At 59.0% G+C, this 25,569-nt stretch carries 16 protein-coding genes; all 16 read right to left on the reverse strand.

The genetic code is table 11. The annotated features are described in order from the left end of the window. Window positions 1–5: 5 nt before the first annotated feature. The gene (gene rplB / locus EII11_RS05070; RefSeq protein WP_124869529.1) at window positions 6–842 is read right to left on the reverse strand and encodes a 50S ribosomal protein L2; all 837 of its coding nucleotides are present in this window, start codon (window positions 840–842) and stop codon (window positions 6–8) included. A 27-nt stretch (window positions 843–869) separates the two neighbouring features. Continuing rightward, on the reverse strand, window positions 870–1,175 hold the full coding sequence (gene rplW / locus EII11_RS05075; protein WP_124869531.1) for a 50S ribosomal protein L23: 306 nt from the start codon (window positions 1,173–1,175) through the stop codon (window positions 870–872). Then, on the reverse strand, window positions 1,172–1,816 hold the full coding sequence (rplD, locus tag EII11_RS05080) for a 50S ribosomal protein L4 (RefSeq protein ID WP_124869534.1): 645 nt from the start codon (window positions 1,814–1,816) through the stop codon (window positions 1,172–1,174). Before rplD ends, rplW begins: the two co-directional genes overlap by 4 nt. A gap of 2 nt (window positions 1,817–1,818) precedes the next feature. Then, complete coding sequence (gene rplC, locus EII11_RS05085; protein WP_124869537.1) at window positions 1,819–2,487, reverse strand: 50S ribosomal protein L3; 669 nt, start codon at window positions 2,485–2,487, stop codon at window positions 1,819–1,821. An 11-nt stretch (window positions 2,488–2,498) separates the two neighbouring features. Then, a complete protein-coding gene (gene rpsJ, locus EII11_RS05090) occupies window positions 2,499–2,807 on the reverse strand; it encodes a 30S ribosomal protein S10 (RefSeq protein ID WP_003790631.1) in 309 nt (102 codons plus the stop codon). A gap of 542 nt (window positions 2,808–3,349) precedes the next feature. Continuing rightward, on the reverse strand, window positions 3,350–4,306 hold the full coding sequence (locus tag EII11_RS05095) for a class C sortase (protein ID WP_205649237.1): 957 nt from the start codon (window positions 4,304–4,306) through the stop codon (window positions 3,350–3,352). A gap of 90 nt (window positions 4,307–4,396) precedes the next feature. Beyond that, a complete protein-coding gene (locus EII11_RS05100; protein ID WP_124869541.1) occupies window positions 4,397–6,091 on the reverse strand; it encodes a SpaH/EbpB family LPXTG-anchored major pilin in 1,695 nt (564 codons plus the stop codon). Window positions 6,092–6,353: 262 nt separating this feature from the next. Next, window positions 6,354–8,060, reverse strand: a complete 1,707-nt coding sequence (locus EII11_RS05105; RefSeq protein WP_124869786.1) for a SpaH/EbpB family LPXTG-anchored major pilin — start codon at window positions 8,058–8,060, stop codon at window positions 6,354–6,356. 171 nt (window positions 8,061–8,231) lie between these two features. Further along, window positions 8,232–11,093: an MSCRAMM family protein gene (locus tag EII11_RS05110; protein ID WP_124869544.1), complete on the reverse strand. Its 2,862-nt coding sequence runs from the start codon at window positions 11,091–11,093 to the stop codon at window positions 8,232–8,234. Window positions 11,094–11,776: 683 nt separating this feature from the next. Beyond that, on the reverse strand, window positions 11,777–12,967 hold the full coding sequence (gene tuf / locus EII11_RS05115) for an elongation factor Tu (RefSeq protein ID WP_124869547.1): 1,191 nt from the start codon (window positions 12,965–12,967) through the stop codon (window positions 11,777–11,779). A 178-nt stretch (window positions 12,968–13,145) separates the two neighbouring features. Then, window positions 13,146–15,269 carry an elongation factor G gene (gene fusA / locus EII11_RS05120; protein WP_124869550.1) on the reverse strand — a complete coding sequence of 708 codons (2,124 nt, stop codon included), beginning with the start codon at window positions 15,267–15,269 and terminating at the stop codon, window positions 13,146–13,148. Between the two features lie 81 nt (window positions 15,270–15,350). Then, the gene (gene rpsG / locus EII11_RS05125) at window positions 15,351–15,821 is read right to left on the reverse strand and encodes a 30S ribosomal protein S7 (RefSeq protein ID WP_124869552.1); all 471 of its coding nucleotides are present in this window, start codon (window positions 15,819–15,821) and stop codon (window positions 15,351–15,353) included. Continuing rightward, window positions 15,821–16,195, reverse strand: a complete 375-nt coding sequence (rpsL, locus tag EII11_RS05130; protein ID WP_124869554.1) for a 30S ribosomal protein S12 — start codon at window positions 16,193–16,195, stop codon at window positions 15,821–15,823. Before rpsL ends, rpsG begins: the two co-directional genes overlap by 1 nt. 533 nt (window positions 16,196–16,728) lie before the next feature. After that, window positions 16,729–17,751: a hypothetical protein gene (locus EII11_RS05135; protein ID WP_124869557.1), complete on the reverse strand. Its 1,023-nt coding sequence runs from the start codon at window positions 17,749–17,751 to the stop codon at window positions 16,729–16,731. Between the two features lie 237 nt (window positions 17,752–17,988). Then, window positions 17,989–21,888 (reverse strand): DNA-directed RNA polymerase subunit beta', encoded by a 3,900-nt coding sequence (locus EII11_RS05140; protein ID WP_124869560.1) that lies wholly within the window; start codon window positions 21,886–21,888, stop codon window positions 17,989–17,991. A gap of 15 nt (window positions 21,889–21,903) precedes the next feature. Continuing rightward, window positions 21,904–25,380 (reverse strand): DNA-directed RNA polymerase subunit beta, encoded by a 3,477-nt coding sequence (rpoB, locus tag EII11_RS05145; RefSeq protein ID WP_124869563.1) that lies wholly within the window; start codon window positions 25,378–25,380, stop codon window positions 21,904–21,906. Window positions 25,381–25,569: the final 189 nt, after the last annotated feature.

Below are 25,569 nucleotides of genomic sequence, written 5' to 3' on the forward strand. Positions count from 1 at the left end.
CCTTATCAGCGCTTCTTGCCGGTGCGGCGACGGCGCACGATCATGCGATCGCTGGGCTTGTTCGGACGGCGGGTACGACCCTCGGGCTTGCCCCAGGGGCTGACGGGGTGACGGCCACCGGAGGTACGGCCTTCACCACCACCGTGGGGGTGATCCACGGGGTTCATGACAACACCGCGAACGTGGGGGCGCTTGCCCTTCCAGCGGGAGCGGCCAGCCTTGCCCCAGTTGATGTTGGAGTGCTCGGCGTTGCCGACCTCACCAACGGTGGCGCGGCAGGTGATTTCCACGTTGCGGATTTCGCCGGAGGGCATACGCAGCTGGGCGAAGCGGCCTTCCTTTGCGACGAGCTGCACCGAGGAGCCTGCGGAGCGGGCGATCTTGGCACCGCCGCCGGGCTGCAGTTCAACGGCGTGAATCACAGTACCGAGGGGGATGTTGCGCAGGGGCAGGTTGTTGCCGGGCTTGATGTCGGCGTTAGGACCGGCCTCGACGATGTCGCCCTGGTTGAGCTTGGCGGGAGCCAGGATGTAGCGCTTTTCGCCATCTGCGTAGTGCAGGAGGGCGATGCGAGCGGTGCGGTTGGGGTCGTACTCGATGTGAGCGACCTTTGCCGGCACGCCGTCCTTGTCGTGGCGACGGAAGTCGACCAGGCGGTAGGCGCGCTTGTGGCCACCACCGCGGTGACGGCTGGTGACGCGACCGTTGGAGTTACGACCACCGGTCTTGTGCAGGGGGCGCACGAGCGACTTCTCGGGCTCCGAACGAGTGATCTCGGCGAAGTCGGAGACGCTAGCGCCGCGACGACCCGGGGTCGTCGGCTTGTACTTGCGGATTCCCATAATGTTCCTCTACTCTCCAGCGCCGATTCAGGCCAGCTCGCCGAAGACGTCGATGGTGCCTTCACGCAGGGTGACGATGGCGCGCTTAACGTCCTTACGCTTACCGGTGCCGGTGCGGGTGCGGTAGGTCTTGCCCTTGCGGTTCTGGGTAGCGATGGAACCGACCTTGACACCGAAGATGGCCTCGATGGCGATCTTGATTTCGGTCTTGTTCGCGCGGGGGTCGACCTCGAAGGTGAACTTGCCCTGGTCCATGAGGACGGAGGACTTTTCGGTGACGACCGGCTTCAGGATGATGTCGCGGGGGTTCTTGCCCGCTTCAATCGTGCTCACTTGGTCTCCTCCTTGGTTCCGAGGAAGGTAGCGAGGGCATCCTGAGTGAAGACCAGATCGTCGGCGTCGAGGACGTCGTAGGTGTTGAGCTGGTCGACCCAGAGGACATGCGCCTCGGGGGCGTTGCGCAGGCTCAGCGCGGTCAGGTCGTCGTTGCGCTCCAGGACCACGAGGGCGCTGCGGTCAGCCACGAGGGCGCGCAGGGAGGCAAGTGCTGCCTTGGTGGAGGGCTTTTCGCCTTCAACGAGGGCGGTGACGACGTGGATGCGGCCAGCGCGTGCACGGTCGGACAGAGCGGAGAGCAGTGCGCCACGAATCATCTTCTTGGGGGTGCGCTGCGAGTAGTCGCGAGGCTGAGGGCCGTGCACCGTGCCACCGCCAGTGAACTGGGGTGCGCGGATGGAGCCCTGACGGGCGTTGCCCGTGCCCTTCTGGCGGTAAGGCTTCTTACCGCCGCCGGCGACCATGCCGCGGGTCTTGGTGGCGTGGGTGCCCTGACGGGCAGCGGCCAGCTGAGCCACGACGACCTGGTGCATCAGGGGGATGTTGGTGGGAACGTCGAAAACCTCGGCGGGAAGTTCGACCGAGTCGACCTTCTTGCCCTTGAGGTCAAGGACGTCAACGGTACGGACGTCAGACATGATCACGCACCCTTCACAGCGGTACGAACCAGGACCACGCCGTTCTTGGGGCCGGGAATGGCGCCGCTGATGAGCAGCAGACCCTTCTCGACGTCAACAGCCTGAATGGTCAGGTTCTGGACGGTACGACGCACGCCGCCCATGCGGCCGGCCATGCGCTGGCCCTTGAAGATGCGTCCGGGGGTGGCGCAGGCACCGATGGAGCCGGGCTTGCGGTGGTTGCGGTGTGCACCGTGGGAGGCGGAAACGCCGGCGAAGCCGTGGCGCTTCATCACACCTGCGAAGCCCTTGCCCTTGGTGTTGCCGGAGACGTCAACGTGCTCGCCAGCTTCGAAGAGGTCGGCTGCGAGTTCCTGGCCGAGCTCGTAGGAGTCGGCGGAGGAGGTGCGAACCTCGGTGAGGTGACGGCGGGGGGCGACGCCTGCCTTTTCAAAGTGGGCGGCGAGGGGCTTGGTGACCTTGCGCTCGTGGATGTCGCCGAAACCGATCTGAACGGCGGTGTAGCCGTCAACCTCTTCGGTGCGGAGCTGGGTCACAACGTTGGTGTCCACCTGCACAACGGTCAGGGGCACGAGGCGCCCTTCGGCATCCCATACCTGGGTCATGCCGAGCTTACGGCCGAGCAGCGCCTTAACGGGCGTGCCAGCCAGCTGCTTGGTCTTAGTTGTCATTGCAGATGTCCTCAGAGCTTGATCTCGATGTTGACGTCCGCGGGCAGGTCGAGACGCATGAGCGAATCGACAGCCTTGGGCGTCGGGTCGATGATGTCGATGAGACGCTTGTGTGTGCGCATCTCGAAGTGTTCGCGGCTGTCCTTGTACTTGTGGGGCGACCGAATGACGACAAACACATTCTTTTCGGTCGGCAGCGGCACCGGGCCCACGACGGTGGCACCGGCACGCTGCACGGTGTCCACAATCTTGCGCGCGGAGCTGTCGATGACCTCGTGGTCATAGGACTTAAGCCGGATGCGGATCTTCTGTCCCGCCATGCCGTCATACCTCTTCTCGTACAGCTTCGACCGGTCCCCGCATTCGGGCGTGTCGCAACGCGCTAACAACACTCTGCAATCACACTCTTGTGCGGTCCTCCCATCCTGAGAGAGGTGGACCGTTGTCTTGTCCAAAGAACCAGGGCAAATTTGCCCGGCCCAGAAAGATTCTGGATAAGCCCCTTCTGGGGCAACTGTCCTAGTCTGTCAGATAGGCACTTGCCAAAGCAAGTCGCTTTGACTTTTCATCGTGTGAGTCCACCGACATTAAAGATGCAGGCCTGATAACTGGACAGGTCAACGGTAGCGGCCAGCATCGTGCGACGGCAACATTAGCTTCGCCACAGTGCCTCTCCCCCATCGCCGAGGCGCGTTACGCAGCGCAGAATGCAGAGTGCGACCTGCGTCATGGGCTCAACGAGGCTCGTCGCACACTCAGAGCGCTCAAAGTGGAGCCTAGGTGAAATGCCACCTAAGCAAGATGCCGCGCGCAGAATGTGAAGTGCCCAAAGTGCAGTGTGTAGAGTGCGGCGCGCCTGCTCTTAATGTGCAGGCTTGTGCCTTCGAGGCCGTTTCTTTGCTGCGCGTTTCTTTGCACGACGGGGTAGACCCGCCCACCAGATGTACACGCCGATGAGGCCGATTCCGGCCGGAATCCAGATGGCCCACCAGGGGAAGAATGGGAGTTCAGGCTCCTTACCCACCTGCTCAACCTCCTCAACTGGCGTGGGTAGGACCCGTTCACCAGTTACGAGGATGCGGTGGGTGTTAATGCCCAGGGGCGTACAAGTGACAAGGGTCGCAAGGTCGCGTCCAGCCTCAACGCGCAACGCCTCAGTTTCCGTGGGCTCAACGACCTTCTTGTCGAAAATCTTATAGGTGTAGACCTCGTTGAACACCTCAACGCTGAAGGTGTCCCCGACGTCAACCTCGTCAAGGTCGGTGAACATTTTGGCGTTTGCGAGGCCGCGGTGGGCGGTGATGACGGAGCGCGTTGACTCGCCGCCAACGGGAAGGGAGGTTCCCTGCAAATGTCCTGCACCCGCAAGGAGCGTCTCATCCGAGGTGCCGTGGTAGATGGGCAGATCAACGTAGATCTTGGGGATACGAATGCGCCCCATGAGTCCGCTGTCATTGGCGCGAAGCATGTGCGCATAGTCGAGGGAATCGTCTTCTAGCTCGCCGTCGCCTGTTGGCACATTCGTATTGGCTTCCAGGATTGCGCCCGAGGAGAGCGCTCGGTTGTATTCGGCTGCTTTGAGGAGCTGCTCATGTGCGGCTGGGCGCACCGTTTCGACCTGGGTGACGTAGGAGGAGATGATCTGAGATTGGTTGTACTGCGACAGCCAGTTTGCAACCGTTGGGTAGGAGACAACCAGCAGGCCCACCAACGCCAAGGTGGCTGGAAAAAGCGAGAAGGGGTCAAAACGCCATGCGCCCGGCTCTGCCTGCTGGCGTCGATGACGCGCAATGTGGTGGCCTTTCACCGTGTAATTCACATTCAACCCCTTGAACGATCAGGTGGTGGCGGACGCGGGCGATAGGTCACTCGCGTCCGCCACCCCGTGCGGACACCTTTTGGGTGCTCGTTAGATTTCGCCCTCGGCCATTTGTTGGCGGCGGCGTACCAGAACCGCGCCCACGGATGCGAGGATCAGTCCAGTTCCGACGACGCTGGCGATCAGCGTACCCGAGGCACCCGTGAGGGGCAGTTCGGGGACGGTGACGCGCTGGTTCTGGATCTCTCCGATATTGCCAGTGGCGGTAGTTCCCGGCTTAACCCCTACCGGGAAGTAGGCCTCCTCATCTGCGGGAAGGATGTAACCCAACGGGGCGACAACTTCTTTGAGGACGTAGCACCTGTGGGGGTCGCCGATCTGTGGGTCATTTTGTTCGCTGCTGACAGCGGACGCGACCCAAAGGCCCGGGACTTCGACGATGCCCCGCTCATTGGAAGTGAAGCGTGTCTTGCCATTGACCTTGATGGGATCGCCTGTGGGGTTCGGCGGGCAGAATTCGCCGTTGCTGTCAGACAAGTAGATTTCAAATTCTGCGCCTTGAAGCGGGATGCCTGGCGTATCGTCGCTGATCTTGGTGAATTGCACTCGACCCCAGACGGTGACCACCTTGTTGGTGGGAATAATGTCGGGCTCGTTACTCTTCTTGGTGGGAGCCTGGCCTGCTTGTCTGGGCGGGTTGTAGGGGCGCGCGGTCTGCTGCGTGTAGGGAGGCTGCGTACCCTTGGTGGTGTCCACGATGAGGTAGCCGGTGTTGGGCAGTTTGCCGTCGGTAGGCAGGGTGGTGACGTTGGCGGCGATGGTGACGACAACGTATTTACCGGCGTTGTCGCGCAGGTAGCTCAGGCCTTTGGTATTACGAGCGGTTCCCTCAAGGAAGGAAACACTCAGCCAGTGGCGGGTGGCGCTGTTATTGTCGGCCTCGTAGTAGGTGGAGGGAATATCGCTGCCTGCGTCAGTTTCGGAGTTTGCGAGGCGGACGGCCGTCACTTGGCCGCGCGTGTAGCCGGCAACGAGGGAGTCGCCAATGATGAAGTAGCGGAAGAACTCATCGGTTTGGGGGTTGGCCCCGGTGTTCTTTGCCAGGTTGGGGATTTTCACGCGAATGTCGAAGGAGACTTGACGTTGGTCCTCGTGTTCGCCAATGCCCATGCCGGTGACCTTGACGGACTTGACGGGAGTGTTAATAACGGTGTTCTTTGGGAAGGCGTGAATGTCGTAAACCCAGGATCCTGGGGTGGCACCTGGCTGAGGCAGGGTGACGATGAAGGGGGCAGCCTTCTTTTTCACGGTATCTGGAGCATTGGTCTCACAGATGAGGTAGGCGCCAACAGCCATACGAGTAAGCATGGTTGCACCATTGGGCCCCGTTTCGGGGAAGGTCTTAGGCGTGCCGAAGGTCAGAGTAGCAATAGAGGGCCTGTTGCCGTCACAGGCGTTTGTTGGCACCTGGAAGTTATGGAGCTTTTGCCAGCCTGCACTGGTTGTAAGGTTGACATTGCTGATGGGGTAGGCAGTGAAGGTGACGTTTGCAACGCCTGCTCCACCGATTGAGTTGGCGTTTGCGCCGTTGATCTGACCGGGAGCATTTTGAGTGCCGGATTCATGTTTGTGCAGAGTGATAGAACCGGTGCGATCGGTTTTGATATTGCCGAGGTCGCCTTCGGCGGCGTGCGCGCTGACGCCTGATACTACCGAGGTACCAATAAGAACGATGGCCGCGCCTAGTGCAACCATTCGCTGCCTCATGTGCAGCCACTTATTCATGGACTTTGCCTTCTTGAGCTGCCCGCTGTTGGCACGGTGTGACGCGATGGGCACAGTGTGGCGCTAACGGCACGGTGTTGCGCTGCGGGCTTAGTGTGATGGGGAAAGGATGACGGAGTCGAGAGATACCGCAGGATGCCTGCGGGCACTCCAAAGTTTCTTGAGTGAATGAGCAGGGTGCTCTGGGAGTCGCGTGGAGTCCCAGAGCACCCTTGCCGATTCAGCGTGTCGTCACAGGTGTGTGATGACACGACGTGTTCGTTCAGGCCTCAATGGCCTCGCGGCGGCGGCGTACGAGCACTGCACCCACAGCCAGGAGCAGCAGCGAGGTGCCAACAACCGTTGCGATCACGGTGCCAGAAGCACCGGTAATGGGCAGTTCGGGAACAGACACGGGGGTGTTGGGGAACTTCACGGTCACCTTTTTCATCAGGCCCGGCTCAACCTTGACGGCGACCTGGGCGGCAGTGTCCTTGGGCAGGATGTAACCGAGGGGTGCCTGGATTTCCTTGAGGATGTAGCAGCGGTACGCTTCCGTGGGAACGGGCTCCTCCGTTCCGGTGGCCTTACCGGATGAAACGTAGAGGCCAGCGACGGTGACGATGCCCTGATTATCAGAGGTGAACTGAGACTCGCCGTTAACGGTGATCTTCTCGCTCTTCGTCGTGGAAATCGCGTTCGAACTGCAGGTATCGTCCTGAGTCTGGGCGTGGTAGACCTCAAAGATTGCACCCTCAAGGCCGGTTTCCTGACCATCCGTTGAATGCTTCTTCAGCTTTGCCTCACCCCAGGTGGTAACCACCTTGTTGGACGGGGGGATCGGAATTTCGCGATCGGGAGTGTTCGTGGGAGGGTTGCCCGGATCGGTAGGAGGGTTGTAGGGCGGGGTGTCGGGATTGTCGGGAGGGGTCGGCTTGCCTGTAATGATGGTGTCCATAATGACGTAACCGGTGTTGGGCAGCACACCACCTGTCCCAAGTCCATCGACCTTGGCGGTCAGGGTGACGATGACGTACTTGTTCGGGTTCTCACGAAGGAATGTGAGGCCATCCTTGTTGAAGGTCACAGAGAGCCAGTGCTTCGTATTATTCGTAGGCGTGGTGGAATCAACCTTGTCGTACTTGTTCGTGTCGATAGGGCTGGGGCTTCCACCCTGTGCATCATCGGAGAGCTGCACACTCGTGATCTTGCCGTTGCTGTAGCCGGAACCAAGGGAGTCACCGATGACGAAGTACTTGAAGTACTCATCCTTAGCCGAGGGTCCGTTGTCTCCCTTAGAAAGCTGGGGAACCTTGGCAGTAATGGTGAAGGTCACCTGATCGTCGGTTTGGATACCGTACTTTTCAACAGGACGGACATCCTTCACTGCCGGGTGAAGCACAGTGTTCTTCGGGTAGGCGTGAACGTTGTAGACCCAGCCCTTGATGTTGTCAAAGGTCGGAACCGAGACAACGAAGGGAGCAGCAGGCTTCACCACCGTTGAGGGACGGTCAGTTTCACAGATCAGGTACGCACCAATGGCGAGTCCATCAACCTTGGTATCACCAGAAGCATCCGTTTTCGAAGGGAATTTCACGCCATCTTCAAGAGCGTGTCCGCCGATCGTCTTTGAGGTCTTTGCCGTATCGCAGCTATCAGCGGCGACCTTCAGTTTGCTCAACTTCTCCCAGTCGAGAGGCTTGGTGAGATCAAGACCGCTGATCTTGTAGTAGGTAAACTCAACATCCTTGACCGGGCGACCTGCTTCAGTCTTCTCAAAGACGGAACCAACGGTGCCGCCTTGCGAGCCGGATTCACGCTTGTGAAGGGTGATAGAGCCCGTCTGGGCCTTATTGATATTTCCGTACTCGGGACGGTGCTCTTGAGCATTGGCTACGCCCGCTGCGGTAATGACGCCAGTCAGTGCCAGCGCTGCAGCAATACCGGTAGCCATGATGCGGTGCCCCAGTGATTGGGGATGTGCACTCATGATTTTCCTTTCGCAACGTCACCTCGGGTTTTCGGGGTGACAGACATGTGTTGTGGGATGATGCCCCGCCCCTACAGAGCGGGAAGAATGTGTTGTTGCAGGGGTGTCCTCTTCTTGCTACGCATTCGAGAACGGTCCTTCAATGAGAAGGGAAAGGAATTACATTCGATTTTAACCCCTCTCTATCTTTTCCCCATAAAGGGATTGTGTAGCAAGACTGTTATTTCCTGCGGGATGCAACCGACGCATAGCGGCCGCACCAAAGGCAAGAGTCAGAATGCATGCGCCAGCCATGAGGAAACTGTCGGCTCCCATACCACCGGTGAGTGGCAGCAGGGGCAGGGTGACGGTCTCATTCGTGATTCGACCAAAGTTTGCCTGCAGGGCGTTTTCTCCAATTGTTTGCGTCCGCACTGCGGTGTCACGCCGATAACCCGGTGGGGCGGCAGTCTCTTCAAGACTAAGGTTTTGCCACTTCAATCCTTCCAGGCGGAATCGGCCCGGCTGCGGATCACGATCGCCACCGTTTTGGCACGCACCCGCCTTGACACAGTCCTGCACGGCAATGACACCCTGCTGGCCTGTCGTGACCGACCATTCAGAGCCAGACAAATACGTTCCCGAGGCGTCGGTCTTCTCCCATACGACAGAGCCCGGCAATTGCTTATTGGTGACAACGCATGTGAGTTTTTCACCCGGCTGCAGAGCACGCACATTCAGACCGCTACCTGTTCCTGTGACAGGTTGACGCTTGTTGCTCGTGCATCGAATGGAGGCCGAATAGCTGGCAGGCCTGGCGGCCTCGGTAATACGGACGTCCTGCCGCGTGGCCGAATTCGGGAAGCTCACTGTCCAAAGCTCTGGCACCGTACCGGACGCGTTTGACACCTGGTGCTTGCCGAACCACGGATCGTTGCGGTCTTTCAAGGGGGATAAGGTGCCGTGCAGATTGCTCTCCAGGTCAACGGCCAGAGTCCACCCTGAGGCGTCGGCCACCTTCGCACCAGCAGGATCGCGAACCTCTTTTTTCACTTCAATCTGCGCAACAAGCTTCTTATTGTCAATCCTCCCGAAGGAGAGCTGTTGCTTATCCGCCGTCAGTGTTTGAGTGAAAGTTTGTGTTGTCCCCTCGTAGCCCGTTGGCGGGGTAGTCTCTCCTAGCGTGTATTGACCGAGATAGAGGCCGTCGACCTTGAAGTATCCAGCGCGAGGGTCAATGTCGTTATCCCCTGCACGGCACTGACTGGCATTTGCTGCCACGCAATCTCGCACGGTTTGAGAACGCCCCGGGGCAAGCGGGCCGTCGAGAGTCCAGACTGAGCCCCCCAGGCGCACGTTCCGATCGTCGGCGTCCCCCTTTTCCCACACGAGGCTTCCATTTGCCGGAGTATTAGTGAAAGTACAGATCACCTCAGCACTGGCAGTGTTCGGGATAGTGACACTGCCGCTTCGGCCTTCACCTGCGGCGATTGGGCCGGATTTGTCCTCACATCGCCACGTTGAGCGATATGCGCTGGCGGCGGAGGGGCTATTGCCTGCCATATTCTCGCTAAAGGTATAGCGCGTACCGGTGCGGACTGGGAAGACACCGATCGTTTCTGCCTGCAACCCGTCACGGTTACCACTCGTCGTCACCGACGGAATCATCGTTTGAGTTCCACCTGCACCGTTCTTCATCAGATTCAAGACAAATTGATCGTTCGGTGCTCGCCGAGACTCGACATTCTTCCGCAGACGGATTGTTGCCGGGGAAGCACAAGAGGCAAGGTCACGGCTCTCACTCAAACCACTCTTGAAGACACCGAGATTCTCATAGTCAATGGGATCATGCCGGTTAACTGTTGTTGTATCTCCGAGGTAGAGGCGCCCGTATGCGTCAAAAGCAATTCCATTGACGCTGCCCTCCGTCCTGATAGGGGCGGTTGATGAAGCGGGTATATTGCCGCCATTAGCTCCCGCAAGTGCGTCTGCCGTGATTGAGTGAATACTCGTTTCTTTGTCGGATGAGCCATAGAAGCTACTACCACTACGCACAACGAAGAGGTTACCCTCCTCATCGAAAGCCATATCACCATTGGCTGCACTGTTATAGGGTTCCCCTGCTGCAAGCTGCCTACCAGTATTGAAAGAACCTAAGTCCCGCGTAGTACGGCTACGAGGATCAAAACGATAGAGACGGAATCGAAGTTGTCGAACAGTGTTGACATCCCCCGGCGCATCGTAAGTACCGAAGTAGAACATTCCTGTGCTGAGCTGTACTGCACCTGCAATATAGGGAACATTGAGGCCACTTTGCGTACGCGAGGTTTGCCGGACCCAACGGTTAGCACCACGGTCGTATTTATAGATGGTATAGTCCCACTGGCCAAGTTGAGCATAGGGGTTATAAAAGTATTCGTAATGGCGAATTGCGTAGATATCTTCAGCGTTCGCCCCAATACCAAGGGCATTCACACTAGTTCGAAGATCACCTTCTTGCGGGTACGGGTAATCAGTTCTTGAGCGCCAATCCTCGGAAGGAACTTGTGCAAACTCGCGGGTTCTGCCTGAGGAAAGTATTTCAACGAGAGCGCCATCCTGACGGATGGAGAATACCGAGCCGTTAAGACAACTCGATGCAGTAAGCGCTGCCGCCCGGCGGAATCGCCCTCTGGGTTTTGGCGCAGGCGCCTCGGATTGAGGGGTGTTCACCGATTCGGCGGGAGCAGATTTCTCAGCGCTCCCATTATCTACTTGAGTGCCATCACCAACGGCTGCCTCTTCCTTGAGAGTCACTTCAGGAGTCGAGGGGGCTTTCTGTGCTGTTAATGCGTCGTTTTCCTCTTCCAAAACACTAGAGGTTGACGACTGCGCCGCATCTACGTCACTCTGCCCCGATTCCGCCGCCTGGACCGAATCGGCGTAGGTCGGGACAGATACCACAAACAAGATGCTCGCAACAAAGGCAAGAACGCTGAACAGGACGACGGTGAGGGGCAGCAACCCCCCATTCCGAGCATTCATATGTCCCGCATTGCGGAGCATTTCGCGCATCTTGGTATCCCTCATTCAGCCTACAAATGACATTGTTCGGAGCGTCTGCCATTAATGGATCAGCACCAAATGCGGGTCACACTTGGGCAAACCTCGATACATCTATGTAGCCACAATTTGGGCACAATATAAAGCTAAATCGTGTAGATGAATACCACAGGCATAAAATTATTCTTTAAACACCTTTATTAACCCAGCATTTTCCCAGGTACGTCACCGTATTTTCACAGTTTCAGTAACGACTTACACCGCTTGTGGCAAAGTAGACACCAAGGCATCTTATGTCCCAGGTCACCCCACAATAAGAAAACTTTATGTTTTCCTAATTGACATACCTGGCCCTTACCCCTCCCTCGGCAGGAGACGTCAACGGCAGCAACAAAGGGTACACACCCCTAAGGATTCACATCGCAGGCATCCCCACGCGCTTCAAACGCAATGAGGCACTACCTTCTCACGAGACAGCTCCTTGGCCTCATAACGCGATACGACCATTACTTCGCGACACAAGCCAGCATCTCGCGGAATCACCCCCATTGGCACGGCTCCTTCGCCACCTTGAGTATGCAGGCAGCAGAATATATAAAGGCCCGCCGTGGATGTTATATCCACGGCGGGCCCTCAAGGGGCGAACCCCTCAGATCTGTTCCCTCACAACAGCTCTATGCTGCAGAGGGAGAGAATCACTTGGTGATCTCGGTGACGCGGCCGGAACCAACGGTGCGGCCACCCTCACGGATAGCGAAGCCGAGGCCGGGCTCCATAGCGATGGGCTGGATGAGCTCAACCGAGATCTCGGTGGTGTCACCGGGCATGACCATGTCGGTGCCCTCGGGGAGGGTGATGATACCGGTCACGTCAGTGGTACGGAAGTAGAACTGAGGACGGTAGTTGGTGAAGAAGGGGTTGTGGCGGCCGCCCTCTTCCTTCTTCAGGATGTACACCTGGCCGGTGAAGTTGGTGTGGGGGGTGATGGAGCCGGGAACGGCCACAACCTGACCACGCTCAACTTCGTCACGCTTGGTGCCGCGCAGGAGCAGACCACAGTTCTCGCCTGCCCATGCCTCGTCCATCTGCTTGTGGAACATCTCGATACCGGTAACGGTGGTCTTCTGAGGTTCGCGGATGCCGAGGATTTCAACTTCGGAGTTGATCGGCAGCTTGCCACGCTCAACACGACCGGTCACAACGGTGCCGCGGCCGGTGATGGTGAAGACGTCCTCAATGGGCATGAGGAAGGGCTTGTCCATGTCACGCTCGGGGGTGGGGACGTAGGAGTCCACAGCCTCCATGAGCTCAGCAACCTTGGCTGCCCACTCGGGATCGCCTTCAAGAGCCTTGAGAGCGGAAACCTGAACGATGGGAGCGTTGTCGCCATCGAAGCCCTGGGAGTTGAGCAGGTCGCGGCACTCTTCTTCAACGAGCTCGAGCATGTCGGGATCGTCAACAGCGTCGGACTTGTTCAGTGCAACGAGGATGGTGGGAACGCCAACCTGACGAGCAAGCAGAACGTGCTCGCGGGTCTGGGCCATGGGGCCGTCGGTGGCGGCAACCACGAGGATAGCGCCGTCCATCTGGGCAGCACCGGTGATCATGTTCTTGACGTAGTCGGCGTGGCCGGGGGCGTCAACGTGAGCGTAGTGACGATCTTCAGTCTGGTACTCAACGTGGGAAACGTTGATGGTGATACCACGGTCGCGCTCTTCAGGAGCGTTGTCGACCTGATCGAACGGGGTGAACTCGTTCAGATCCGGGTACTTGTCATGCAGCACCTTGGTGATAGCTGCGGTCAGGGTGGTCTTGCCGTGGTCAACGTGACCGATGGTACCGATGTTGACGTGCGGCTTGGTGCGCTCGAACTTGGCCTTTGCCACTTGGTGTCCTCCTGGACTCGGGTAGATCTTTCAAGCCTATGGCTAGGTGTACTTTAACACCTACAGGGCGTGAGATCCTACAGGGATTTTTAGTTGGTGTGGGGTGCCACATTTTGGCCCGCCCGAGACAACCTCGAAAGATCGCTGAACGGGCCAAAACGTCACTCCCCTGTGGGACTCACTCGCCCCGAGACTTTCCGATGATCTCCTCGGCAACATTCCGGGGGACCTCGGCGTAGCTATCGAACTGCATCGAGTACACGGCGCGGCCCTGCGTCTTGGAACGCAGGTCGCCCACGTAGCCGAACATTTCCGACAGCGGGACGTGTGCGCGAACAACGCGCACACCGTGCTGCTCATCCATGGACTGGATGGCACCACGACGAGAGTTGAGGTCGCCGATGACGTCGCCCATGTACTCTTCGGGCGTACGAACCTCGACGTCCATGATCGGCTCAAGCAGCACAGCAGAAGCCTTCTTAGCGGCTTCCTTCATTGCCATGGTGCCGGCGATCTTGAAGGCCATTTCGGAGGAGTCAACGTCGTGGTAGGCACCGTCAAGCAGGATGGCCTTCACGCCAACCATCGGGTAGCCAGCCAGAACGCCGGTCTCCATTGCGGCCTGGATGCCATGGTCAACCGAAGGAATGTACTCACGAGGCACGCGACCACCGGTCACGCGATCTTCGAATTCGTAATCCTTCTCCGCGTCGGCTTCGATCGGCTCAAGAGCAATGATGACGCGGGCGAACTGACCCGAACCACCGGTCTGCTTCTTGTGCGTGTATTCGTGCTTCTCAACGGCCTTGCGGATGGTTTCGCGATAAGCAACCTGGGGCTTGCCAACGTTTGCCTCAACCTTGAACTCACGACGCATACGGTCGACGAGGATGTCGAGGTGAAGCTCGCCCATACCACCGATAACGGTCTGGCCGGTCTCGGGGTCGAGCTCAACCGAGAAGGTCGGGTCTTCTTCAGCAAGCTTCTGAATAGCGGTGCCCAGCTTCTCCTGGTCGGCCTTCGACTTGGGCTCGATGGCGACGTGGATAACGGGCTTGGGGAAGGTCATGGACTCGAGAACGATCTGTTTGTCCATGGCGCACAGGGTGTCACCGGTGGTGGTGTCCTTCAGGCCGATCACAGCGTAGATGTGACCTGCGTGTGCGACGTCAACCGGGTTTTCCTTGTTGGAGTGCATCTGGAAGATCTTGCCGATGCGTTCCTTCTTACCCTTGGTGGAGTTAGCCACCTGAGCGCCAGCTTCGACCTTGCCCGAGTAAACGCGGATGAAGGTGAGCTTGCCGTAGAAGGGGTGCGCTGCAACCTTGAATGCAAGAGCGGAGAAAGGCTCATCCTCGGAGGCCTTACGGACCTCGGTGTTGCCTTCTTCCTCGTTGCCGGGCTTGAATCCTTCAACGGCAGGGATGTCGAGGGGCGAGGGCAGGAAGTCAACGACGGCGTCGAGCACGGGCTGCACGCCCATGTTCTTCAGAGCGGTGCCGCAGTATACGGGGAATGCGCGACCGGAAATGGTCAGAGCGCGCACGCCAGCCTTGATCTGCTCAACGGTGAGTTCACCGTTCTCCAGGTATGCCTCGGTGAGTTCGTCGGAGCCCTCAGCGGCGGCTTCCATGAGCATGTCGCGGTACTCTTCGGCCTTTTCCTGGAGTTCTTCCGGGATGGGGCCGCGAACAATGAGTGAACCCATGGTGGGCTGACCCTTGTCGTCCTTAGCGGGGTAGCGCACGGATTCCATGGTCACGAGGTCAATGGAGCCCTCGTACTCGTTCTCAGCACCGATAGGCAGGTGCATGACGATGGGGGTAGCGTGGAGGCGATCCTTGATGGTCTGCACTGAGAAGTAGAAGTCGGCGCCCATCTTGTCCATCTTGTTGATGAAGCAGATACGGGGAACCTCGTACTTGTCGGCCTGACGCCACACGGTTTCGGACTGAGGCTCAACGCCTTCCTTACCGTCGAACACGGCAACGGCACCGTCGAGGACGCGCAGGGAGCGCTCAACCTCAACGGTGAAGTCAACGTGGCCGGGGGTGTCGATAACGTTGATCTGGTTGCCATTCCAGAAGGAGGTCACAGCTGCGGACGTGATGGTGATACCACGTTCCTTTTCCTGTTCCATCCAGTCGGTGGTCGAAGCGCCGTCGTGGGTTTCGCCCAGCTTGTAGTTGATGCCCGTGTAGAACAGGATGCGTTCAGTCACGGTGGTCTTGCCAGCATCGATGTGTGCCATGATGCCGATGTTGCGGACCTTATTGAGGTCGGTCAGCACGTCAAGTGCCACTGAAATGTCCTTCGCTCGAAGTTTCGTGAGTGGCTGGTGGGTGAACGACGAGAGCCCGGGGGCCCTCGTCGTTCAAGGAAATCACCAGCGGTAGTGAGCGAACGCGCGGTTCGACTCGGCCATCTTGTGCATGTCCTCGCGGCGCTTCACAGCGGCACCAAGACCGTTGGAAGCGTCGAGGATTTCGTTCGCCAGACGCTCGGTCATGGTCTTCTCGCGACGCTGGCGCGAGAAGTCAACGAGCCAACGCAGGGCGAGGGTGGTCGCGCGGGAGGCGCGGACCTCAACCGGCACCTGGTAGGTGGCGCCACCAACGCGGCGGGAACGCACCTCAAGGGCGGGACGGATGTTGTCCAGAGCGCGCTTGAGCACGGTTACGGGATCCTGGTCAGTGCGCTCACGCACGGATTCCAGAGCCGAGTACACAATGCGTTCAGCAACAGTCTTCTTACCGTCGAGGAGCACGCGGTTCACGAGCTGGGTGACGACCTTGGAACCGTATACGGGATCGTCAACGAGGGGACGCTTAGGAGCGGGGCCCTTACGAGGCATTACTTCTTCTCCTTCTTAGCGCCGTAACGGGAACGAGCCTGCTGACGGCCGCGGACACCCTGGGTGTCGAGCGAGCCGCGGATGATGCGGTAACGCACACCGGGGAGGTCCTTCACACGACCGCCACGGACGAGCACGATCGAGTGCTCCTGCAGGTTGTGGCCTTCACCGGGGATGTAAGCGGTGACTTCGATGCCAGAGGAGAGGCGAACACGAGCGACCTTACGGAGGGCCGAGTTCGGCTTCTTAGGGGTGGTGGTGTACACGCGGGTGCACACGCCGCGACGCTGGGGAGAGCCCTTCAGCGCAGGGGTCTTGACCTTGCTGCGCTTGGAGCTGCGTCCCTTGCGAACGAGCTGCTGAATAGTAGGCACTGGTACTCCAGTCTTTTCCGTTGGTGGTCTTCTTCGGCCTGAGCATGAAAAAAGACCCTGATGTCAGTCAGCCAGGGTCTGTCGTTTTCCCCTTTTTTGACGCACGGGTGTCCGTCAGGGGCCGACGCGCCATGATAACCACACTGGAAAAGAGCCATGCGGGTCAGAGAATGACGCCCGGAGCTCCAACGGAGGGAGCCCGCAGTCAGCACCACCACACGAAAGCGAGTGGTGCGACTAAAGAGGAATCCGGGCAGAGCCCTAGATACCGCGTAACAGTCTACGTGGAGCGCAGAAGGCTCGTCAATGCAAAGGCTTGCTTACAGGGCGTATCCTCCGCCACACTTGCTCATGTCCGACGCTCCCCCGTCCGCACCTCTCCTTCCTCATTCCCTCACTTCCCCGTCGAAACCTTACTTTGCGCACGAAAATGGAGGTCCGGGACTTATAGTTTCGTGCACAACACGAGATTTCGACGAGGGTGGTGGGCGGCACGAGCACTCACAGCACGCCGACCTCGCAAAGCACCTCCCCTAGCGTCGCCCAGCACGGGCAAGTGCCGAACGAATACGACCTTCCAGCGCCTGAGATACTGCAAGCTCTCCCCAGGCAACTCGCACAACGATCCACCCGGCTCGCTCGATCGCCTCACGGCGATACTCCAACGCCTCGCGTGCCTCGTGTACCTCCTGCAGCGTCACGCCAAACTTTGCGCGCCCATCAGGCTCGACGGCAACCTGGAACTCCGGGAAGGCGAAGTCAAGGAAGTACCGAGCTCCCGCGACGCGCATCTCATACTGCGTGACATACTCGTCCAGCCCTGCCGTGCACAGCAGCCATGCCATGCGAGCTTCAAAAACCGAATCCATTGGATGCGCCATGTGTCGACTCGCTGTGAAGTAACGGGCGCGACCCCGCGCACGGCGGGGCAGTTCCCAGCACTCCTCCAGGCAGACCTCCTGCAGCTGGGCCAAACGGGAACGCGTTGCCTCAAGATCCCAACGGTCCGTTCTCACCACTGCCTGCGTAGCCATCATGAACGCGACGAATCCGCACTCGTCAGGCAAGAGCCGCACGCTTTGCACTCCCGCAGTCAGAGGGTCGACACACGGGACACCTGCTTGCAGCTGCGTCGTTTGACGAGCACGCCCAAGGATCGTCAGCTTGAGGGGCACCGCGGGGATGTGGTTGCTGCGCGGTGTCGTTACATGAGTAAAGAGGTCCTTGTTGTAGGGATTGGCGTGATCGACCTGCAGGTATATCGGCAGCCGCTCTGCCTGCCAGTGGTCGATGCCATGCGTGAGGAGCGCTGTCGGCCCCGCGATAAGGCTTCCGTCGTGCCGCTCTTGAACAGCCACTGCTCTGGCAAGTTGCACGATCTGGCGCTCTTGATAGACGTTCTCAGCGGCAGCGAAGGCCCGGGTGTGCAACGCGTAGCCGCGCATGATGCGCACCACCTGGCCTTGCGAGGGTTCGGCCTGCAAGGCCGAGCGTCGGCGACGCCCGGTGCGCACGAGATTTCTTACAACAACCTCCATCAGATCGGTGTGTTTCATGGCCGTCCTCTTTGATTGCCTGCCTTTCTACTCTTTCTATTTGAGCGAGCAGAGCGCCTTCATCAAAGCGATGCGACAGATCTGTGGATAACTCTTCTTCCCCCCGTCGAAACCTTACTTTGTGCACGAAATTATAGGTTCCGGACCCCCCATTTCGTACACAAAGTAAGGTTTCGACGAAAAACAGTGGTGGGCGGTGCGCCATGCGCACCGCCCACCACTGCAGATCAATCAGCCTCAGCCACGGAAAGGCATTCCGAAGTCAATGCTGCCCAGGGCATTGAGGAAGTCCTCGGACACCTCGCCGTCCTGGAAGTCCATCTCTGAGTAGTTGGAGTTCGCCATCGCCTCGGCGGTGGGCTCCACCAGCACGCGGTTGTAGCGTGCCAGACCCGTACCAGCCGGGATGAGCTTACCGAGGATGACGTTCTCCTTCAGGCCAAGCAGCGAGTCTGACTTGCCGTTCATCGCAGCCTCGGTGAGGACCTTCGTGGTCTCCTGGAAGGATGCGGCAGACAGCCACGAGTCGGTAGCCAGCGAGGCCTTGGTGATACCCATGAGCATCTGACGTGCCGAAGCGGGCTGGCCACCCTCGGCAGCCACCTTACGGTTCTGCGTCAGGTAGGCCATGCGGTCAACCAGCTCACCAGGCATGAAGTTGGTGTCGCCGGGCTCAAGGATGGTGACCTTGCGCAGCATCTGGCGAACGATCACTTCGATGTGCTTGGAGTGGATACCCACGCCCTGATCGCGGTAGACCTTCTGCACCTCGTCCACAAGCTGCTTCTGAGCCACATTGCGGCCCATGATGCGCAGAACTTCCTTGGGATCGAGCTGGCCTTCGGTCAGCGGAGTGCCAGCCTCAATGTGCTCGCCCTCAGAAACCAGCAGCTTCTGGCGGCGCGAGACCTCAATGACCAGATCTTCCTTCGCATCATCACGGGTAATCACCACGCGACGGATTGCAGGATCATCATCGTCAATGTGGACGCGGCCGGCGGCCTCGTTCATCTTCGCCTCAGCCTTAGGTGTACGGGCTTCGAAGAGCTCTTGCACACGAGGCAGACCCTGGGTGATGTCAGCAGCCGAAGCAGCACCACCGGTGTGGAAGGTACGCATCGTCAGCTGCGTGCCAGGCTCACCAATGGACTGAGCAGCAATAATGCCAACAGCCTCACCGATATCAACCTGCTTACCGGTAGCCAGAGAGCGGCCGTAGCAGGTGGCACAGGTACCAACCTGAGATTCACAGGTCAGGACCGAACGGCAGTGAACCTCAGCAACGCCTGCAGCCACAAGCTCAGCCAGAAGCTGATCGCCCAGGTCAGTGCCTGCGGTGGCAACAACGGTGCCATCCTCAGCCACAGCATCACGCGACAGAGTACGAGCGTAAGCCGTGGTTTCGTTGGTCTCCAACGCCATCCAGGTGCCGTCCTCGGTCTTTTCAGCAATCTGAATCTTCAGCCCACCGCGGGTACCACAGTCGGCCTCGCGGACAATGACATCCTGCGACACGTCAACCAGACGACGGGTCAGATAACCCGACTCTGCCGTACGCAAAGCGGTATCAGCCAGACCCTTACGGGCGCCGTGGGTTGCGATGAAGTACTCCAGAACCGTCAGGCCTTCACGGTAGTTGGCCTTAATCGGGCGCTCAATGAGCTTCTGCTTCGGGTCAGACACCAGGCCACGCATACCAGCAAGCTGCTGGACCTGCGACCAGTTACCACGAGCACCGGAGGACACCATGCGGAACACGGTGTTGCGCTCATCGAAGTTCGCCTTCATATCGGCTGCAACCTCTTCGGTGCACTTCAGCCACAGGTCAACGAGCTCGTCGTAGCGAGACTGCTCGACGATCAGACCCATGTCGAACTGCTCCTGAATCTCGGCAGCGCGAGCCTCGTAACGAGCCAGAATCTCTTCCTTGCGGGGAGAGGCCTGAATGTCAGAGAAGGCAATGGTGATACCAGACCAGGTCGACCAGTGGAAACCGGCAGACTTCAGAGCATCAAGGCAATCCGCAGCCAAAACATTCGGGTAACGCTCAGTCAGGTTATTGACGATCGTCCCCAACTGCTTCTTGCCGACAACCTCATTGACGTAGGGGTAGTCGATCGGCAGAGTCTCGTTGAAGATGGTGCGGCCCAGCGAGGTAACCAGGGTGATCGGATCACCCTCAGTCCACCCCTCGGGAGCTTCCCAGCCTTCAGGAGCAACAATGTCAGTGAAGCGGATGCGAGCCTTCGCATTCAGGTGCAGATCACCATTATCGAAAGCCATGCGAGCCTCAGCAGCGGAGGTGAAGGAAGGAATCACCTCGTTGCCCTCAGCGTCAACCTCAACCTCAACCATCGGATCAGGCTCAGAGGTCAGGTGGAACAGACCAATGATCATGTCCTGCGAGGGCATTGCCACGGGGCGGCCATCGGAAGGCTTGAGAATGTTGTTGGTCGAAAGCATGAGGATACGAGCCTCAGCCTGCGCCTCAGCACCCAGGGGCAGGTGAACTGCCATCTGGTCGCCGTCGAAGTCAGCGTTGAAAGCAGCACAGGCCAGCGGGTGAAGCTGGATGGCCTTACCTTCAATAAGCTGAGGCTCGAAGGCCTGGATGCCCAAACGGTGCAGCGTAGGTGCGCGGTTGAGCAACACCGGGTGCTCACGAATGACATCGTCGAGGACGTCCCACACCTCAGGACGCTGGCGCTCAACCTTACGCTTAGCAGCCTTGACGTTCTGGGCGAAGTTCTTCTCAACGAGGCGCTTCATCACGAAAGGCTTGAAGAGCTCCAGAGCCATCTGCTTAGGCAGACCACACTGGTGGAGCTTGAGCTGCGGGCCAACAACGATAACCGAACGGCCCGAGTAGTCAACGCGCTTACCCAGCAGGTTCTGACGGAAACGACCCTGCTTACCCTTGAGCATGTCCGAAATGGACTTCAGGGGACGGTTACCGGGACCCGCAACAGGGCGACCACGGCGTCCATTATCGAAGAGGGCGTCCACAGACTCCTGGAGCATACGCTTTTCGTTGTTGACGATGATCTCAGGAGCACCCAGCTCAAGCAGGCGCTTGAGGCGGGTGTTGCGGTTGATGACACGACGGTACAGGTCGTTGAGGTCGGAGGTCGCAAAGCGGCCACCATCAAGCTGCACCATGGGGCGCAGATCCGGCGGGATCACCGGAATGGTGGTCAGAACCATCGACTCAGGGGCGTTACCCGTCGCAACGAACGCGTTAATGACCTTGAGGCGCTTGATAGCGCGGGTCTTACGCGGGCCCGTTTCAGAGGCGATCACACGGCGGAGGTTTTCCACCTCGCCTTCAATGTCGAAGTTCTGCAGGCGCTTCTGAATGGCGGCAGCGCCCATGTCACCCTTGAAGTAGGTGCCGTAGCGCAGCATCATCGAACGGTAGAGGCGCTCATCACCTTCAAGGTCACCAACCTTAAGGTCCTTGAAACGCTCCCACACAGCCTCCAGATGCTCCATGTCAGCTTCGAAACGGCGACGAATCTGAGCCATTTCACGCTCAGCAGTCTTACGTTCCTTCTCGCGCTCAGCAGGCTTAGCACCCTCAGCCTCAAGCTGGGCCACGGTCGCCTCGGCACGCTCAGCGCGCGCATTCAGAGCAGTATTCATCTGGTTCTCAAGGTGGCCCTTTTCCACCTCAAGCTCACCACGCAGATCGGCAAGGTCCTCATCACGGCCCTTTTCATCCACCTCAGTGATCATGTAGGCAGCGAAGTAAATGACCTTTTCCAGGTCCTTCGGAGCCAGGTTCAGAACGTAGCCCAGACGGGAGGGCACGCCCTTGAAGTACCAGATGTGGGTGACGGGGGCAGCCAGGTCAATGTGACCCATGCGCTCACGGCGGACCTTCGAGCGGGTCACCTCCACGCCACACTTTTCACAGACGATGCCCTTGTAACGGACACGCTTGTACTTACCGCAAGCACACTCCCAGTCGCGGGTGGGACCGAAAATCTGCTCGCCGAAAAGGCCGTCACGCTCAGGCTTGAGCGTACGGTAGTTAATGGTTTCAGGCTTCTTGACTTCACCATGAGACCAGCCTGCGATGTCCTCAGAGGTCGCAAGGGTGATCCGGAGGGAGTCGAACGTCTTGGCGTCCAGCAAAGTCTTTGCTCCTTATCAGATCGTGTCGATGGTCGCCGCAGCGTTCGGGCGGGCGTCCAAAGAGACGCCCAGATCCTCGCGCGCATTGAAGTCGTCGTCTTCATCCTTGAGGTCGATCGTGTTACCCGCAGCGTCAAGAGCTTCGACGTTCAGGCACAGCGAACGCATTTCCTGGATGAGGACTCGGAAGGACTCAGGAATACCGGGCTCGGGAATGTCCTCGCCCTTAACGATGGCCTCGTAGACCTTGACACGACCGGTGGTGTCATCGGACTTGATGGTCAGCAGCTCCTGAAGGGCGTAGGCAGCGCCATAAGCCTCCAGGGCCCACACTTCCATTTCACCGAAACGCTGGCCACCGAACTGGGCCTTACCACCCAGAGGCTGCTGCGTAATCATGGAGTAAGGGCCAGTGGAGCGTGCGTGAATCTTGTCGTCAACAAGGTGGTGCAGCTTAAGCATGTAGGCGTAGCCCACAGCAATGGGGTACGGGAAAGGCTCACCGGAGCGGCCATCAAAGAGCATGGCCTTACCCTCGTCATTGGTGAGGTACTCACCGTCACGGCTGGGGTTAACCGAACGCAGCAGACCTGCAAGCTCGTCAGCCTCAAGACCGTCAAAGACGGGGGTAGCAACCAGAGAACGAGGCTCTGCCTTCACGCCGTTTTCAGGCAGGAAGCGAGTCCACTCTTCACCGGCTTCAACGGCTGCGGTGGCATCCCAACCCTGGCTGGCCAGCCAGCCCAGGTGGTACTCAAGCACCTGGCCGACGTTCATACGGCCGGGAACACCCAGGGGGTTGAGGATAATGTCAACCGGGGTGCCATCAGCGAGGAAGGGCATGTCTTCCACGGGCAGGATCTTAGAAACAACACCCTTGTTACCGTGGCGACCAGCCATCTTGTCACCGATGGTGATCTTGCGGCGCTGAGCCACGTACACGCGCACGGTCTGGCGCACGCCGGGGGTGAGGTCGTCCTCGTCATCGTTGAACTCGCGCACACCGATGACGATGCCCTCTTGACCGTGAGGGACACGCAGGGAGGTGTCACGCACCTCGCGTGCCTTCTCACCGAAGATGGCGCGCAGCAGGCGCTCTTCAGAGGTGAGTTCGGTTTCGCCCTTGGGGGTGACCTTACCGACGAGGATGTCGCCGGCGGTGACCTCAGCGCCAATACGGATAATGCCGCGCTCGTCCAGGTCAGCAAGAGATTCTTCCGAGACATTGGGAATGTCGCGGGTGATCTCTTCTTCACCGAGCTTGGTTTCGCGGGCGTCAACCTCGTATTCCTCGATGTGGATGGAGGTCAGAATGTCCTCTTCCACAACGCGGCGAGACAGGATGATGGCGTCCTCGAAGTTCAGACCTTCCCAGGACATGTAGGCCACGAGGAGGTTCTTACCCAGAGCCACTTCACCGTTGTCGGTAGCTGGGCCGTCAGCGAGGACGTCGCCTGCTTCCACGCGGTCGCCCTCGTCAACGATGACACGCTGGTTGGTGCAGTTACCGGGGTTGGAGCGCTCGAACTTCTCCAGGCGGTAGGAGTCGCGCCCGCCCTCGTCGGTGGTAACAACAATGAGGTCAGCGGAAACCTCGGTGACCACACCGGAACGCGAAGCGAGAACCATTTCACCGGAGTCGGTAGCGGCGCGGCGTTCCATACCGGTACCAACGAGGGGGGCCTCGGTGGTGAGCAGCGGCACGGCCTGACGCTGCATGTTCGCGCCCATGAGGGCTCGGTTAGCGTCGTCATGCTCAAGGAAGGGGATGAACGCGGTTGCAACGGACACCATCTGACGTGCAGAGACGTCCATGTAGTCCACGCGGTCGCGCGCAATCAGCGAGGGGTCTTCACCAGCCACACGGCACAGAACGAACTCTTCAGCGAAGGAACCATCAGGGTTCACAGGCGAAGAAGCCTGAGCGATGTAGTGAGTGAACTCGTCGTCAGCGGTCAGGTAAGCAACCTCGTTGGTCACCTTGCCGTCGCGCACCACACGGTAGGGGGTCTCGATGAAACCGAAGGGGTTGATGCGCGCGAAGGTTGCGAGCGAACCAATCAGACCAATGTTGGGGCCTTCAGGGGTTTCAATCGGGCACATACGGCCGTAGTGCGAGGGGTGAACGTCACGCACTTCCATGCCAGCGCGGTCACGAGACAGACCACCGGGGCCCAGAGCCGAGAGACGACGCTTATGCGTCAGGCCAGCCAGGGGGTTGTTCTGGTCCATGAACTGCGACAACTGCGAAGTTCCGAAGAACTCCTTGATTGCGGCCACAACGGGACGGATGTTGATCAGCGACTGGGGCGTGATGGCGTCAGCGTCCTGAGTGGTCATACGCTCACGGACGGTACGTTCCATACGCGACAGACCGGTACGAACCTGAGCCTGGATCAGTTCACCAACAGCGCGGATACGGCGGTTGCCGAAGTGGTCAATATCGTCGGTTTCGACGCGGACCTGCACGGGCTCTCCATTGCGGACGCCAGCGAAGGTCTTGTCACCCTTATGCAGTGCCAGCAGGTACTTGATGGTGGCAACGATATCTTCCAGGGACAGGACCGAGGCCTTGGGGTCGGCTTCAATACCCAGCTTCTTGTTGATCTTGTAGCGGCCAACCTTTGCCAGGTCGTAGCGCTTGGAATCAAAGTAGAAGTTGTTGAGCAGCACCTGGGCGGCTTCAACGTTGGCGGGTTCGCCCGGACGCAGCTTGCGGTACACATCCTGCAGAGCAGCTTCCTGGGTGTCGACGGTGTCCTTCTCCAGGGTTTCCAGCAGGACGGGGTAGTCCGCGAACTCGGCGCGGATTTCGCCCTCGGTCATGCCGATTGCCTTAAGGAAGTGTGTCACCGACTGCTTACGCTTACGGTCAATACGCACACCCACCGAGTCGCGCTTGTCAATCTCGAACTCAAGCCAAGCGCCGCGGCTGGGAATAATACGGGCACCGAAGGTGTCCTTATCCGAGGTGCGGTCCGAGGTGCGTTCGAAGTAGACGCCGGGGGAACGGACGAGCTGGGACACAACCACACGCTCGGTGCCGTTAATGATGAAGGTGCCGCGAGGGGTCATCAGGGGGAAGTCACCCATGAAGACGGTCTGCGACTTAATTTCGCCGGTGTCGTAGTTCATGAACTCGGCGGTGACGTACATCGGGGCCGAATAGGTGTAGTCCTTCACCTTCGCTTCGTCCACCGTGTACTTTGGCTTTTCAAGGCGGTAGTCACGGAACGACAGTTCCATGGTCTCTGCGAGGTCCTTAATCGGGGAGATCTCAGCAAAGATTTCTTCCAGGCCCGAAGTGTCGGGCACGTCAACGCGACCGTCAGCCTTTGCGGCTTCAACTCGCGCCTTCCACGCGTCGTTACCCAGCAGCCAATCGAAGCTTTCCATCTGCAGGCCCAGCAGGTTCGGTGCCTGCAATGGCTCGGAGAGCTTAGCGAAAGAAATGCGGGTGTTGGACTGGTTGGCAGTAGTACTGGCAGCCAAAAGGGGTCCTTCCCTGCGAAAACTTTTCAGCGCGGACACGCCTACGGCCCCTAACTGACGAGTACCTATATTTGCTCGGCGCTGTTTACGGCAAAATGGGTACAGGTCACCTCGGGCACACTGAGGCGCAACTATTCATCATAGGCAAGCCGGCGCACGGAAAGTAGGCCCACCCCCCGGGTGTGTGCA

The sequence above is a fragment of the Schaalia canis genome, assembly GCF_003858455.1.
Taxonomy (GTDB): Bacteria; Actinomycetota; Actinomycetes; order Actinomycetales; family Actinomycetaceae; genus Pauljensenia; species Pauljensenia canis.

What these genes read in the sequence shown, in the direction of transcription:
- rplB (WP_124869529.1), bottom strand. Translation starts at nt 842, where the DNA reads ATGGGAATCCGCAAGTACAAGCCGACGACCCCGGGTCGTCGCGGCGCT.
- EII11_RS05100 (WP_124869541.1), bottom strand. Translation starts at nt 6,091, where the DNA reads ATGAATAAGTGGCTGCACATGAGGCAGCGAATGGTTGCACTAGGCGCG.
- EII11_RS05105 (WP_124869786.1), bottom strand. Translation starts at nt 8,060, where the DNA reads ATGAGTGCACATCCCCAATCACTGGGGCACCGCATCATGGCTACCGGT.
- rplC (WP_124869537.1), bottom strand. Translation starts at nt 2,487, where the DNA reads ATGACAACTAAGACCAAGCAGCTGGCTGGCACGCCCGTTAAGGCGCTG.
- rpsJ (WP_003790631.1), bottom strand. Translation starts at nt 2,807, where the DNA reads ATGGCGGGACAGAAGATCCGCATCCGGCTTAAGTCCTATGACCACGAG.
- EII11_RS05110 (WP_124869544.1), bottom strand. Translation starts at nt 11,093, where the DNA reads ATGCGCGAAATGCTCCGCAATGCGGGACATATGAATGCTCGGAATGGG.
- rplD (WP_124869534.1), bottom strand. Translation starts at nt 1,816, where the DNA reads ATGTCTGACGTCCGTACCGTTGACGTCCTTGACCTCAAGGGCAAGAAG.
- EII11_RS05135 (WP_124869557.1), bottom strand. Translation starts at nt 17,751, where the DNA reads ATGAAACACACCGATCTGATGGAGGTTGTTGTAAGAAATCTCGTGCGC.
- rpsG (WP_124869552.1), bottom strand. Translation starts at nt 15,821, where the DNA reads ATGCCTCGTAAGGGCCCCGCTCCTAAGCGTCCCCTCGTTGACGATCCC.